Annotated in this window: 10 protein-coding genes; 5 read left to right on the top strand and 5 right to left on the bottom strand. The window is 75.2% G+C overall.

The window, feature by feature from the left end; all coding sequences use genetic code 11:
- Nucleotides 1-26: 26 nt before the first annotated feature.
- The 4 genes from mshC to ACIP60_RS03540 all read right to left on the bottom strand — a co-directional run bounded on the left by mshC (nt 27) and on the right by ACIP60_RS03540 (nt 3758).
- Nucleotides 27-1256, bottom strand: coding sequence for a cysteine--1-D-myo-inosityl 2-amino-2-deoxy-alpha-D-glucopyranoside ligase (gene mshC / locus ACIP60_RS03555; RefSeq protein WP_400679559.1), 1230 nt, complete (start codon nt 1254-1256; stop codon nt 27-29).
- A gap of 89 nt (nt 1257-1345) precedes the next feature.
- Entirely contained in the window at nt 1346-2143 is a 798-nt protein-coding gene (locus tag ACIP60_RS03550; protein WP_400679926.1) for an SCO1664 family protein, read from the bottom strand.
- Between the two features lie 176 nt (nt 2144-2319).
- Nucleotides 2320-2889 carry a DUF3090 domain-containing protein gene (locus ACIP60_RS03545; protein ID WP_400679556.1) on the bottom strand — a complete coding sequence of 190 codons (570 nt, stop codon included), beginning with the start codon at nt 2887-2889 and terminating at the stop codon, nt 2320-2322.
- Between the two features lie 173 nt (nt 2890-3062).
- On the bottom strand, nt 3063-3758 hold the full coding sequence (locus ACIP60_RS03540; RefSeq protein ID WP_400679553.1) for a histidine phosphatase family protein: 696 nt from the start codon (nt 3756-3758) through the stop codon (nt 3063-3065).
- Nucleotides 3759-3821: 63 nt separating this feature from the next.
- Between ACIP60_RS03540 and corA the strand changes: the two genes are divergently transcribed.
- Nucleotides 3822-4811, top strand: coding sequence for a magnesium/cobalt transporter CorA (gene corA, locus ACIP60_RS03535; RefSeq protein ID WP_400679551.1), 990 nt, complete (start codon nt 3822-3824; stop codon nt 4809-4811).
- A 46-nt stretch (nt 4812-4857) separates the two neighbouring features.
- Here corA and ACIP60_RS03530 read toward each other — a convergent pair whose 3' ends face one another.
- Nucleotides 4858-5880, bottom strand: coding sequence for an ALF repeat-containing protein (locus ACIP60_RS03530; RefSeq protein WP_400679548.1), 1023 nt, complete (start codon nt 5878-5880; stop codon nt 4858-4860).
- A gap of 323 nt (nt 5881-6203) precedes the next feature.
- Between ACIP60_RS03530 and ACIP60_RS03525 the strand changes: the two genes are divergently transcribed.
- The 4 genes from ACIP60_RS03525 (at nt 6204) to ACIP60_RS03510 (ending at nt 13974) form a co-directional block, all read left to right on the top strand.
- Nucleotides 6204-7961, top strand: a complete 1758-nt coding sequence (locus ACIP60_RS03525; protein WP_400679924.1) for an NAD-binding protein — start codon at nt 6204-6206, stop codon at nt 7959-7961.
- 694 nt (nt 7962-8655) lie between these two features.
- Nucleotides 8656-9936 carry a condensation domain-containing protein gene (locus ACIP60_RS03520; RefSeq protein ID WP_400679545.1) on the top strand — a complete coding sequence of 427 codons (1281 nt, stop codon included), beginning with the start codon at nt 8656-8658 and terminating at the stop codon, nt 9934-9936.
- 184 nt (nt 9937-10120) lie between these two features.
- Nucleotides 10121-12604, top strand: coding sequence for an ATP-grasp domain-containing protein (locus ACIP60_RS03515; RefSeq protein WP_400679542.1), 2484 nt, complete (start codon nt 10121-10123; stop codon nt 12602-12604).
- Nucleotides 12601-13974: an MFS transporter gene (locus ACIP60_RS03510; RefSeq protein WP_400679539.1), complete on the top strand. Its 1374-nt coding sequence runs from the start codon at nt 12601-12603 to the stop codon at nt 13972-13974. The genes ACIP60_RS03515 and ACIP60_RS03510 overlap by 4 nt, the downstream gene beginning before the upstream one ends.
- Nucleotides 13975-13979: the final 5 nt, after the last annotated feature.

The following is a 13979-nucleotide window of genomic DNA, read 5'->3' as shown; positions in this document are numbered from 1 at the left end:
CGGGGGCGCGGGGGTCGGGCGGGGTGCTACAGGGCCACGCCCAGCAGGGCGTCGACGGTGCGGGAGGTCAGGCCCGGGGCGCCGGTGTCCTCGCCGCCCCTGGCCCGGGCCGTGGCGGCCCAGCGGTCGACGGCGGCGAGTGCGGCCGGGGTGTCCAGGTCGTTCGCCAGGGCCTCGCGGACCTCGGCGAGCAGGGCGGTCGCGGGGGGGCCGTCCGGGCGGGAGACCGCGGCGCGCCAGGTGGCGAGGCGGGTGAGGGCGGTGTCCAGGTCGGCGGCCGTCCACTCCCAGTCGCTGCGGTAGTGGTGGGCGAGCAGGGCCAGCCGGATCGCGGCCGGGTCGACGCCGTCGCGGCGCAGCGCCGAGACGAAGACCAGGTTGCCGCGGGACTTGGACATCTTGTGGCCGTCCAGGCCGACCATGCCGGCGTGCACGTACGCGCGGGCGTAGGGGTGCTCGGCGAGGGCGACCTGGGCGTGCGCGGCGCCCATCTCGTGGTGCGGGAAGGAGAGGTCGCTGCCGCCGCCCTGGATGTCGAAGTCCATGCCGAGGAACTGCAGCGCGATCGCCACGCACTCGATGTGCCAGCCGGGGCGGCCCCGGCCGAGTTCGGTGTCCCAGGCGGGTTCGCCCGGGCGGGCGGCGAGCCAGAGCAGGGCGTCCAGCGGGTTCTTCTTGCCGGGCCGCTCCGGGTCCCCGCCGCGCTCGGCGAAGACCGGGAGCATCTGCTCGCGGGTCAGGCCGGAGACCTCGCCGAAGCGCGGGTCGGAGTCGACCGAGAAGTAGACGTCGCCGTCGACCTCGTAGGCCGCGCCGGAGGCGAGCAGGCGCTGCACCAGCGGGACGATCCACGGGATGGACTCGACGGCGCCGACGTAGTGCGCGGGCGGGAGCATCCGCAGCGCGGTCATGTCCTCGCGGAACAGCGCGGTCTCGCGCTCGGCGAGTTCGGTCCAGTCCTGGCCGGTGGCCTCGGCCCGCTCCAGCAGCGGGTCGTCGACGTCGGTGACGTTCTGGACGTAGAGGACGTCGTGGCCGGCGTCCTTCCAGACCCGCTGGACCAGGTCGAAGGCGTTGTAGGTGGCTGCGTGGCCCAGGTGGGTCGCGTCGTAGGGGGTGATGCCGCAGACGTAGAGCCGGGCGGTCGGGCCGGTGGGCACGACCTCTCGGACACTGCTCGTGGCGGTGTCGTAAATGCGCAGGGGAAGCCCCTGACCGGGCAGGGCGGGAACCTCGGAGGCGGGCCAGGCATGCATGGGACCGACTCTAACCTTGCGATCATTTGAAAGACCAACCTACGGACGCGATCGGCCGGAATCCGTTCTTCCTCGGTTTCGGATCGGTATCAGACCGGCGGCCAGGGAATAGAAGGCCACTCCGCCGACGGCAGCGGATGGCGTCCGGCGGACCGCAGCGCGGCCGTCCGGGCCCTCAGCGCGTCGAGTTCACCGGACGTCAGGTGCGGGCGCAGCCGCTCCCCCAGCGGCCCGTCCAGGTCGGCGGCGAGCCGGCCCAGGACGTCGAGCGCCTCGGCGGTGAGCGGCTCCTCGGCCCAGCCCCAGAGCAGGGTGCGCAGCTTCGGGTCGGTGTGGAAGGTGACGCCGTGGTCGATGCCGTAGATCCGGCCGTCGGCGGCGGGCAGCCAGTGGCCGCCCTTGCGGTCGGCGTTGTTGAGGACGGCGTCCAGCACGGCGAGGCGGCGCAGGCGTTCGTCGTCGCGGTGCACCAGCCAGGCCAGGCGGCCGCCGTCGAGCTGGGCCCGGACGATGGGCAGCCAGCCCGCGCGCGGGTCGTCCAGCGGCTGGAGGTCGAGCAGCTCGGCCGCCTCCGGGTCGGGTTCGATCCAGAGCTGCACCATGCCCGGCCCGGCCGGGCCCCCGCGCAGCACGGTGGGCGGGACCAGCCGCCAGCCGGTGGCGGCGGAGACCTCGTACGCGGCGGTCTCCCGGCCGGCCAGGGTGCCGTCGGGGAAGTCCCACAGCGGGCGCTCCCCCGCGACCGGCTTGTACACGCAGGGCGCGGTCAGGCCGTCCAGGGTGACCGTGCAGTACAGGACGGCGTTGGAGGCGTCGGTGACCCGGCCGTGCACGGCGAGCGCGCCCTCGCGCAGCAGGGTGAGCGCGGCGGCGGTGTCGGCGGCCAGCGCGGCGCTGGTGGCCGGGTCGGTGGCGGGGGCCTCGACCTCGGGCTCGGGCTCGGGCTCGGGATCGGCGTGCGGTTCGGTCTCCGGCCCGGCGTGCGGCTCCGCCCCGGCGGGCCGTTCCGCGGGCTCGGGCCGTTCCGCGGGTCCGGGCCGCTCGGCGGGCTCCCGGTCCTCGTTCAGCGCCGGTAGCCGTTCGCGCGCGGGCACAGGTGGCCCTCCGGGTCGAGCGGGAGGTTGCAGAACGGGCAGGGCTTGCGACCGGCCGCGACCAGGTCCAGGGCGCGCTTGGCGAACACCCGGGCCATCGCGCCGCTGAGCCGGACCCGCAGCAGGTCGGGGCCGTTCTCGTCGTCGAAGACCTCGGTCTCGCTCTCGTCCTCGTCCTCGGACTCCTCGACGTACGCCTGCGCCTCGACCACCAGGCAGTCGTCCCGGGCGTCCCAGGCCAGGGCCATCGTGCCGACCCGGAACTCCTGCTCCAGCGGCAGGTCGAGCGGGGCGGTGTCGAGCAGCTCGACGGGGGCGACGGCCGGGATCGGGGCCTCGCCGCCGCTGCGCCGCAGCGCCTCGTCGAGGACCTCCTCGATGCGCTCGGCGAGCGCCGCGACCTGGGCCTTCTCCAGCAGGACGCTGGTGATCCGGCCGCGCGAGGAAGCCTGCAGGTAGAACGCGCGGGCACCGGGCTGGCCGACGGTGCCGGCCACGAACCGCTCGGGCTGGTCGAAGAAGTGGACCTGACGGGACACGCTGCTCGCTCCGGAAGGGGTTGCGGTCTTCTCGATCTCACCCTACGGCCAAACGGGCCGGGGACGGCACGCGGGGCGGGCGGTTTCCGCGTGCGCTCGGGCAGTTGTGCGGCGGGGCGGTGGGGCGGTCGTGCGGCGGGGCGGTCGTGCGGCGGGGCGGCGGGCCGTGGGGCTCAGGCCGTGCCGGTCTCGCCGCCGACCACCGCGTCGTCGCCGGCCGAGTGGCCGTGCGGGCGCGGGGCCAGCGCGGCGAGCGAGCCGGTCTCGCCCAGGCGCAGCAGGTAGGGGCGGTGCGGGGTGTAGCGGATCGCGGTGACCGAGCAGGGCTCGACCGAGATCCGCTGGAAGTGGTCGAGGTGCAGGCCGAGCGCGTCGGCGACGATCGCCTTGATCACGTCGCCGTGGGTGGCGGCGGCCCAGAGCGCGTCCGGCCCGTGCTCGACGGCGATCTTGTCGTTCCACTCGCGCACCGCGTCGACGGTGCGGTGGCTGAGCGCGCGCAGCGACTCGCCGCCGGGGAAGGCGGCGGCCGAGGCGTGGTCCTGGACGGTGCGCCAGAGCGGCTCGCCGGCCAGCTCCGCGAGCGGGCGGCCGGTCCACTCGCCGTAGTGGCACTCGCCGAGCCGCTCGTCGAGCGCGGGGGCGGCCAGCTCGGGGCGGGCGGCCGACAGCGGCTCCAGCGTCTGCCGGCAGCGCTCCAGCGGGCTGCTGACCAGGCGGGCGATCGGCAGCCCGGCGAGCCGCTCGGGCAGCGCGGCGGCCTGGGCCCGTCCGGTGTCGTCCAGGTCGACTCCGGGCGTCCAGCCGGCGAGGATCCCGGCGGAGTTGGCGGTGGACCGGCCGTGGCGGACGAGCAGCAGGGTGGGCATACCTGAAAGGGTACGGGGTACGGACCTCCCCGCGGGCGGCCCCCTTCGGTCACAATGGCGGGCATGATCGTGGATTGCGGCACCTACCGGGACGGAAAGCGCGTCCGGGGCCCCGAGGACTTCTCGGACGCCCTGGCGGAGGTCCGCACGGCCGGCAACGGCTTCGTGTGGATCGGCCTGGCGGACCCCACCACGGAGGAGTTCGACCACGTCGCCGAGGAGTTCGGCCTGCACCCGCTGGCGGTGGAGGACGCGGTGACGGCGCACCAGCGCCCCAAGGTCGACATCTACCGGGACTCGGTGTTCACCGTCCTGAAGACCGCCGCCTACCACCAGCAGCACGAGACGGTCTCCATCGGCGAGCTGATGATCTTCCTGGGCGACTCGTACGTGATGACCGTCCGGCACGGCCCCGAGAGCCCGCTCAAGGACCTGCGCTCCCGGCTGGAGGGGCAGCCCGAACTGCTCGCGCACGGGCCCGCCTCGGTGCTGTACGCGGTCTGCGACCTGGTGGTCGACCAGTACCTCGACGTGGCCACCGAACTGCAGACCGACCTGGACGAGTTGGAGGAGCAGATCTTCTCCCCCGGGCGCTCGCGCGGCGCGGCCGAGCGGATCTACGGCTTCAAGCGGCAGGTGGTGGGCTTCCGCAAGGCCACCTTCCCGCTGATGGAGCCCGCGCTGCGGCTGACCCGGGGCGGCGACGAGCTGCAGGTCCCGTTCGTCGCCGCCGAACTGCGCCCGTACTTCCGGGACGTGGCGGACCACCTGGCCAAGGTCAACGAGGTGGTGGAGAGCCTGGACCGGTTGCTCTCCGACATCCTGGCCGCCAACCTGGCGCAGGTCAGCGTGCAGCAGAACGACGACATGCGGAAGATCTCGGCGTGGGCCGCGCTGGCCGCCGTGCCGACCATGATCGCCGGCATCTACGGGATGAACTTCGAGCACATGCCGGAACTGCGCCAACCCTGGGGCTACCCCGCCGCCCTGGGCCTGATGGTGGGCGTCTGCGTCGGTCTGCACCGGCTCTTCAAGCGCGCGGGCTGGCTGTAGCGGGCCGTCCCCGGCACCGTGGGTGCGCCGGGGACCGGCCCGGGTGTCAGGACTCCTGGCGACGGCGCCGGGCGGCCACCAGGGTGCCCGCGCCCAGGACGATCGCCGCCGCGCCGGTGGTCGCGACGGCGCCGAGCGGGGTGCCGGGGCCGGTGGAGGCCAGCTCCGTGCCGGTGCCGGTGGTCGTGGTGGTGGTGCCGGTGGTCGTGGTGGTCAGCCCGGCCTGGACGGCGCCGCTGTCACCGTTGCCCGGCTGCCGGCCGTCCTCGTCCTTCCCGCCGTCCCCGTCTCCGTTCCCGTCTCCGTTCCCGTCCTCGCCGTCGCTCCGGCCGCCCTGCTGCTCGGCCGCCTTGTCGCGCTCCTGGGCCTCCTTGAGCCCCTTGGTCAGGAAGTCGCGCAGCGCCTCCAGGGTGTCGGCGCTCAGCGCCGCGTTCGCGGCCTTCCGGACCTCCGGACCGCCGACCGACATCGCCTGGACGACCTGGATCCGGTAGTCGGTGTGCCGGAGTCCGGGCGCCCGCTCCAGGAAGTCGGCGATCGCCCCGGAGTCGCCCTCCTCCAGCACCGCGAGCGCCTGCGCGCGCAGTCCGGCGCTGATGACCGGGTCCGCGATGAACTGCGAGAGCTTGACCCGGTTGTCGGAGGCGATCAGCGCCGGGAGTTCGACGTCGAGGAAGTGCCGCATCTCCTCGGCGGTGCCGGTCAGCGCCGCCTCGACCTTCTCCCGGAAGTGCCGGGAGTGGCCCGGCTCGGTGAGCAGCGCCTCCAGCCGGGCCCGCAGGGCGGCCTCGTCGGGCTCCGGGTCGGCCGGGGCGGTGGGCGCGGCCGGGGCGGCGGGCGCGGCGGGGGCCGGGGGGCTGTCGGCGGGGGCCTCGGTGCTCCCGGTCGGGGCCGGGGTCTGCGCGGCGGGCTCGGCGGGTTCGGTGGGCTCGGCGTCCGGGACGGTGGCGTCCGGCTGGGACCGGCCGGTCGGCGCGGTCCCGGCCATGGCCTGGGTGGCGCCGAGGACGGTGGGCGCGGAGACGGCCGCGACGAAGACGGCGGCGGCGATCGACCGACGGATGCTCAAGACTCCCCCTGGGAAGGCGGTTCGTTGGAGAGACGCGGCCGTGGCGGATGATCACACGGCGGCGAACCCGGGGATCGTACCGGAACCTTCCACCCGGTCATAACGGATTCTTTTCCGACCCTTTACCGCCCACCGCGCCCGGGACCGCCTCGGGCAGACTGTCGGGAATCCGTTCACGGGCGCGAGGGGGAAGCGTGGGCAGGACACCGGCGGACGCGGACGAGTGGCACGGCGACGTCCTGGCCGGGCTCGGGGTACCGGAGCCCCGGCCCGCCGAGGGGGCCGGGCCCGTCGACGGGGCGCGGCCGGGCGGCGGTGAGCACATGATCGTCTGCGGTGGGGAGGCGCTGGCGCACCGGCTCGCGGTGCAGCTCTCCTCGCTGTACGACCGCAGGGTGGTGGTGGTCGTGCCGTCCCTGACGCGTGACCACGGGCCGCACCTGGTGGCGCTGGCCCGGCAGCGGCCCGGGTCCGTCGAGGTGCTGGAGGCGGCCCGGCTGGACGTGGACGCGCTGGCCCGGGCCGGGGTGGAGCGGGCGGCGGCCCTGGCGCTGACCTCGGGCGACGACCGGGAGAACCTGCACGTGGCGCTGCACGCCCGGCAGGTGAACCCCGATCTGCGGCTGGTGGTGCGGGTGTTCAACCGACGGCTGGGCGTGCGGATCGAGCAGGCGCTCGACCGGGCGGTGCTGGCCCGCAACCCGGAGCTGTCCCGGGCGGAGCTGGAGGCGTCGACCACGGTGCTGTCCAGTTCGGCGACCGCGGCCCCGGCGCTGGTCGCGGCGGCGGTGTCCGGGCGCAGCCAGGCGGTGCAGGTGGACGGGCGGCTGCTGCGGGCGTCGCTGCTGCGGGCCGGCGAGGAGCCGGTGGGGCGGGAGTTGGCGACGGTGGCGGCGGTCGATCCGCTGGGCGAGCCGGCCGGTTCGGTGCTGCTGCCGGCCGCGGAGCCGGTCGGGGCGGAGCGGGTGGTGCTGGAGCTGCTGGGGGACGGCCCGGGGCCGGGGCGCCGGCGGCGGCTGCCGGGCCTGGCCGGGTTCCCGCTCGGGGCGCTGTTCTCGCCCCGTCTGCGCTGGGCGCTGGCGGCGCTGGCCGGGCTGATCGTGCTGCTGGCGGGGGCGACGGCGCTGTTCACCGGTCAGTCCCCGGCGCACTCGGTGTGGTTGACGGTGCTGGACGTGCTGGGCATCGCCGATCCGGCGGAGGACGGCGGCCGGGGCGGGAAGGTGCTCCAGGTCCTGACGGCGGTGAGCGGGATGCTGCTGATGCCGCTGCTGATCGCCCTGGTGCTGGAGGCGCTGGGCACGTTCCGGGCCGCGGGCGGGCTGCGCCGGCCGGCCCGCGGGCTGGCCGGGCACGTGGTGCTGGTGGGGCTGGGGCGGCTCGGCAGCCGGGTGCTGGAGCAGGTGTGGGAGATGGACGTGCCGGTGGTCTGCGTGGAGTCGGACCCGGCGGCGGTCGGGGTCGCCCGGGCCCGGGCGTTCGGCGTCCCGGTGGTCGTCGGCGACGCGACCCAGGACGGGGTGCTGAAGGCCGCCAAGGTCCACCGGGCGCAGGCGCTGCTGGCCCTGACCAGTGACGACAGCACCAACCTGGAGGTGGCGCTGGCGGCCCGCGAGTCGGTGCCGGAACTGCGGGTGGTGCTGCGGCTGTTCGACGACGACTTCGCCGGGAACGTGTACCTGACGCTGCGCGACTCCTACCCGGGCGCGCAGACCCGCAGCCGCAGCGTGGCCTACCTGTCCGCGCCCTCGTTCGCCTCGGCCATGATGGGCCGTCAGGTGATCGGGGCGATCGCGGTGGGCCGCGAGGTGCTGCTGATCGCGGCCGTGGACGTGGCCCGCTCCCCGCGGCTGCGCGGCCGGAGCGTGGCCGACGCCCACCGTCCGGGCCTGTGGCGGGTGCTGGCCCTCGACCTGGCCGCCCCGGAGGACCGCAGCCCGGACCTGGCCCGGCCCCGTCCCGAGGGTCCGGCCCTGCTCTGGTCGCCCCCGCCGGAGCGGGTGCTCGGCGACCGGGACCGGGTCGTGGTCGCCGCCACCTCCAGCGGTCTCGGCCTCCTGCTGGGCGCCCGGCAGGAGTGACGGCCGCCGGGAGGCGGACCCGCGTGTTCAGAAGTTGTTCCACAAAACGTGGATCGAGGCATTTCTGCCGTATGGGCGGGGTGTCGCGGGCTGGGCCGGTGTGGGGCGGAACGTGCCCGGGTCCGCGGCGGTGCCGTATCGGGGTTCGTCGGGGTGGCGCGGGGCGAACTCGCGGGGCGGGGAGGCTCGTTCGCGCCGGTCAGCGGCCTGGCGGCGGAAGGCTGCCGCCGGTCCGGACGTCGCCGGACGACGGCCGCGCGGAAGGAGCGGATCGCCGGGCCGCCCGTGTGTTAATGCGAGGTTTCCGGGAAGTGTGGAGTGCCGGAGCGGTTCCGGGTGCGCCACATAAGTCGAACCGTCCCGGCCTGCCCGGCCAGGGCGCCGTTTTCCAGCGGAGGGCCAGGTGGGGGAAGGGTGCTACGTGTACCCGGGGTCCACGGGTAGGCGCTGGGGGGGATCAGTGGTGCACCGAGTGTGATCGAAAGTCTTGTCCGGCGCTGCCCGGCGTTGCTATAAATGGGCGTCCGCCGGTTACCGGCGCGGCCGATCCCGATCGGATGTCCGGCCGCTCGATCCGTTGACTACCGGCACGGGCTGATTCACGCAACGAAGCGTGCTTGGCATCTTCTCCTCGAAGCGCCCCATTCCTTCGCTCCACCAATGCGCAGAATTATTCACTGCAAGGTGCGTTGTCATGCAAAATTCTTCCGTTGTCAGTGGACCAGCCACTTTCGGGCAGCTCTCGCTCTGGCGTTCCATCGCGAACATCCCGCCCACCGCCTGCAACCTCCCCCAGACCTGGGCCCTCCCCCCGGGCACCGGCCCGGACGCGGTCGAACGGGCCCTGGAGCGCCTGGAGGCGCGCCACGAGTCGCTGCGCACGCGGTACGCGGAGACGGCGGACGGCGGTCTCGTCCAGCTGGTCGGGCCGGCCGCGCCCGCCGGTCTCGACCTGGTCGAGGGGGTGCCCGCGGAGGTGTCCGCGGAGCTGGCGGCGGTCCCGTTCGACCCGGCGGCGGACCGGCCCTGGCGGGCCGCGCTGGTCACCGAGCGGGGGGTGCCGGCCGCGCTGGCGATCTGCTTCCACCACATCGCGGTGGACGCCTGGGCGATCAACCAGCTGCACGAGGAGTTCGGCGTCCTGGTGGCGGGCGGGGAGCTGCCCGGCGCGGCCCCCAGCTGCCGCGAGCTGGCCGCCGAGCAGTGGTCCGAGGCCCGCGGCAACCGCCGCCGGGCGGCGCTGCGGCACTGGCGGCAGGTGCTCGCCGACGCCCCGCCGATGGCCCGGGACGCGGCCCCGGAGGCGGTCACCAGCCGGTGGGCCAGGCACGGTTCGGTGCCGGCCGGCGAGGCGGTGCGCACGCTCGCCGAGCGCCTGGGCGTCTCGGCGCCCTCGGTGCTGCTGGCGGCCTTCTGCGCGGCGCTGGCGCGGCACACCGGCGAGGAGCGGGTGCTGGTCGCGGTCTACGCGAACAACCGCAGCGACCCGCGCTGGGAGGGCCTGGTGGCCGCCCAGAACCAGATCATCCCGCTGCTGGTGCAGACCGCCCCGGACGAGGAGTTCGGCGCGTTCGCCACCCGCGTCCACTGGGAGCTGATCCGCTCGTACAAGCACGCCGCCTACAACGTCGACGACGCGCTGCTGGCGGGTGCGGAGCACGGCTACACGGGCACCGTCAACGGCTCCTTCGCCGGGTCGGTCAGCGGTTTCTTCCGCTACTTCTTCAACTACCTCGGCGAGTACCAGCGGGACCAGACGCCGGTGAACTCCGCGATGGAGACCGGCACCGGCGGGCGCAACATCGGGGCGCCGCTCTACCTCCAGGTGCAGGACGGCGACGCCCTCACCAGCACCCTGCGGGAGAATTCCTCCTCGGCGGACTTCAAGGCGGTGACGGAGATCCTGCTCGCGCTGGAGGACGTCCTGGTCTCGGCCGCCGCGAAACCGGCCGAAACGACCGAACCGGCCGAATAGCACTTCCGCTCCACCGCGCCCGATTTCCACCGAATTCCCGCTCCACCGCGCCTCCTTTCCGGCGCGCTCTCCGGCACCCGAATTCCAGGAACCCCGCTTTCGGCCGTCCCGCTCTCCGGCACCCCCTTTTCCGGCGCCGCCGCCTTTTCCCTGCCCCAGCTCCGCCGTTCCCCCGGGAGGGGAAGTGTCAGAACACGTCGTCGTCCTCCACCGCTGGAGTGACAGTTACGCGGACTACGGTTCCTACCTGGACCACCGCACCCACCGGGTCAGCTACGTGACGACCCGCCGGGCCGCGCCCGCGCTGCCCGAGGGGGCGGCGGCGGTGCGGGTCGTCGACAGCACGGAGGACGGCAAGGCGGTGCGGGAGGCCGTGGCCGCGCTGGTCGAGGAGTTCGGCACGCCCGCCCGGGTGGTGGCGCTGCACGAGGTCGACCTGGACATGGCGGCCGAGCTGCGCGAGGAGCTGGGCGTCCCGGGCGAGCGCTCGGAGGGGCTCGCGCCGTTCCGGGACAAGCTGGTGATGGCCCGTCGGCTGGCCGCCGCCGGGGTGCCCGTCCCGGCGACCGAGCCCGCGCCGGACCACGCCGCGGTGCGCGCCTTCGCCGCCGTGCACGGCTGGCCGGTGCTGGTGAAGCCGGTGCGCGGGACGGCGAGCGCGGGCGTCACCCGGCTCGACGGCGAGGCCGAACTGGCCGCCTACGCCTTCCCGCCGGACGTGCCGGTGCTGGTCCAGCCGTACCTGCCGCACGAGGTGCTGCACGTGGACGGCGTGGCCACCGGGACGGGGCTGGGAGCCTGGCGGGCCTCGGCCTACCTGAACACCTGCCTGGGCTTCACCGAGGGCGCGGCGCTCGGCTCGGTGGAGCTGGACGACCCCGAACTGCTGGCCGCGATAGGCGAGTTCACCGACCGGGTGACCCGCGCCCTGTCGGACGGCGCCTGGGTGTTCCACCTGGAGCTGTTCCGGTCCGGGCCGCCGGACGCCCCCGAACTGCAGGTGCTGGAGGTCGGCGCCCGCCCGGGCGGGGCGGAGATCCCGTTCCTGTGGCGGGAGGTGCACGGCGTCGACCTGATGGCGGCCGCCTTCGCCGTCCAGCTGGACGCGCCGCTGCCGGAGGCGGCCCGCACCGGCGGCGACCCGGCGGCCGGGGAGCGCGGCGGCTGGCTGCTGGTGCCCACCCCGGCCGTCCGCCCCTGCCGGGTCACCGCCGCCGGGGGCCGGGCCGGGACGGCGGCCGGCCCGTACGCCGAACGCGTGCCCGTGGTCGGCCAGTTGCTCGCCGACCTGCCCGGCTACGAGCACTCCGGCGCCCGGTTCCGCTTCCGCGGCGCGAACAGCGCCGAGGTGCGGGCCGCGGTGGAGCACACCGTCGCCGACTTCGACTTCCGGTGCGCGCCGGTCGACCCGTCCGCGCCCGACCTGGTGGTGCTGGTCGGCAGCGGCGGCCGGGCCTACCGCGAGTACGCCTTCGAGGCCGCCGCGGCCCGCGCCGAGCTGGCCCTGGTCACCGCCACCGACGCCGACTGGCAGCGGCGCCACCTGACCGGCCACCGGCGGGTGGCGGACGCCACCCCCGAGGAGCTGGTCCGGGCGATCGGCGCGGCCGCCGCCGGGCGGACCGGCCGGGTCGGTGTGTTCACCTGGGACGAGGTGCTGCTGGAGGCCACCGCCGAGGCCGCCCACCGCCTGGGCCTGCCGCACATGTCGCCCGAGGCGGCCCGCAACTGCCGCGACAAGCTCGCCACCCGCCGGCTGCTGGCCGAGCAGGGCGTCGCCGGGGTCGGCCACGCCCACGTGCACGGCCCGCAGGAGGCGCTGGCCGCCGCCGAGGCGATCGGCTACCCCGTCGTGGTCAAGCCGCGGTCGCTGGCCGGCAGCGTCGGCGTGGTGGTCGCCCCCGACGCCGACCGGCTGCGGGCGCTCTACCACCACGCCTCCGACGCCGCCTACCCCGGCCTGGACGCGCTGGACGGCCTGGTCCTGGAGGAGTACCTCGACGGCCCCGAGGTCAGCGTGGACTCGGTGGTCCGGGACGGAGAGGTCCGCCCGGTGAACGTGGTGCGCAAGCGCCTCGGCTACGACCCGTTCTTCGAGGAGGTCGGCCACCTCGCCGCGCCCTGGCGGCACGAGCCGTGGGCCGAGGAACTGGTCGAGCTGGTCACCGCCGCCCACCGCGCGCTGGGCGTCACCACCGGCGTCACCCACGCCGAGGTGCGGCTCACCGCGGCCGGCCCCCGGCTGGTCGAGCTGAACGGCCGCCTCGGCGGCGACTTCATCCCGCTGCTGGGCCGGCTCGCCAACGGCGTCGACCTGACCGCCGCCGCCCTGGACCTCGCCCTCGGCGCGGAACCCGACCTCACCCAGCCGTACGACCGCTGCGCCGAGGTGCGCTTCCTCTACCCCGCGCACGACGGCACCGTCCGCGCGCTGGACACCGCCGCCGCCGCGGCCGTGCCCGGCGTCGAGCGGATCGTGCCGCTGGCCGGGCCCGGGACGCGGCTGCTGCTGCCGCCGCGCGGCATCGTGCCGCGGCTGGCCGCCGTGATCGCCACCGGGGAGACCCCCGAGGAGTGCCGGGAGGTCCTGGACCGCGCCGCGGCCCTGGTCCTCGCCGAGGTCGAGCCGCTGTCCGCCACCCCGAACGACCAGGAGGAGGGCCGGTGACCGGCGTCCTGCGCAGGCTGCTGAGCACCTACACGCTGCCCAGCCGGGGCGGTCGGATCATCGCCTCCGGCGTGGTCGTGTACGCCAGCAGCAGCGGCCTCTACCTGGCCGGCGGCACCGTCTACTTCCTCAAGGGCGCCGGCCTGAGCGCCGCCCAGATCGGCACCGGGCTGACCATCGCCGGACTGGTGGGCTTCCTGACCACCGTGCCGGTCAGCCTGCTGGCCAACCGCTGGGGGCCGCTGCGGCTGCTGCGCGTCCTCCAGGTGTGGCGGGCGACCTGGTTCGCGGCGCTGGCCTTCACCCACGACGTGTACACCTTCACCCTCTTCGCCTCGCTGTTCGCGATCTCGCAGGGCCCGGTCTTCCCGATGGTGCAGCTGCTGGTGAACGGCGTCGCCGGGGAGGCCGACCGGACCCGCACCCTGGGCGTGATCAGCTCCGTCATCAACGTCGGCATGTCGGCGGGCGCGCTGGCCGCCGCGCCGTTCCTCGCCGTCGGCGGCACCGGGATGCTGCGCGCCGTCCTGCTGATCGGCGCCGTGCTGTGCCTGTCCGCGGCGGGCGTGTTCGGCCTGCTCCGGGGCGAACCCGCCGCCGCCCCCGCCGAGAAGGCGCTCGCCGAGAAGGCCCCGGCCCGCTGGCACGCCGGGCTGCTCGTGGTCGGCCGGGACCGCCGCTACCTGGGCCTGACGGCCGCCAACGGGGTGATGTTCCTGCACACCGTGCTGCTGGGCATCGGCCTGCCGCTGTGGATCGTGCAGTCCACCAACGCCCCGGTCGGCATGCTGAGCGCGCTGTTCGCGGTCAACACCGGCCTGGCGATCGTCCTGCAGGTGCCGTTCGCCAAGAACGTCAGGAGCACCCGGGACGGCACCCGCGCGCTGCGCAACGCCGGGCTCGCGCTGGCCGCCTTCAGCCTGCTGCTGATCGCCACCATGCACACCGACCGCTGGCTGACCACCGGCCTGCTGGTGGCGGCGACCGCCGTCCTCACCTGCGGCGAGCTGCTCCAGGGCGCCGGCGGCTGGGAGCTGTCGTACCGGCACGCGCCCGAGGAGCGGCGCACCGAGTACCTGTCGGTGTTCAACCTGGGCACCTCGGCCGCGGGCATCGTCGGCCCCGCCCTGCTCGGCCTGCTGCTCGCCCGGGAGACCACCGGGCTGCTCGTCCTCGCCGTGCTGTTCCTGGGCACCGCCGCCGCGGTGAGCGTGCTCGGCGGCCGGCTCGCCCGGGCCGAACTCCCGCCGCAGCCGCCGGAGTCGGCGGACGCGACCACGGACGCGACCACGACCACGACCGAGCCTGCCGACGGCCCGGCGGACGGCCCCGCGGACGCACCGGTGTCCGAGCCCGCCGCCCAGCACTGAGCCAC

This window comes from Kitasatospora sp. NPDC088783 (assembly GCF_044750705.1).
Taxonomy (GTDB): domain Bacteria; phylum Actinomycetota; class Actinomycetes; order Streptomycetales; family Streptomycetaceae; genus Kitasatospora; species Kitasatospora fiedleri.
Note: the sequence above shows the minus strand (reverse complement) of the source record. Positions and strands in the feature narration are given on the sequence as shown.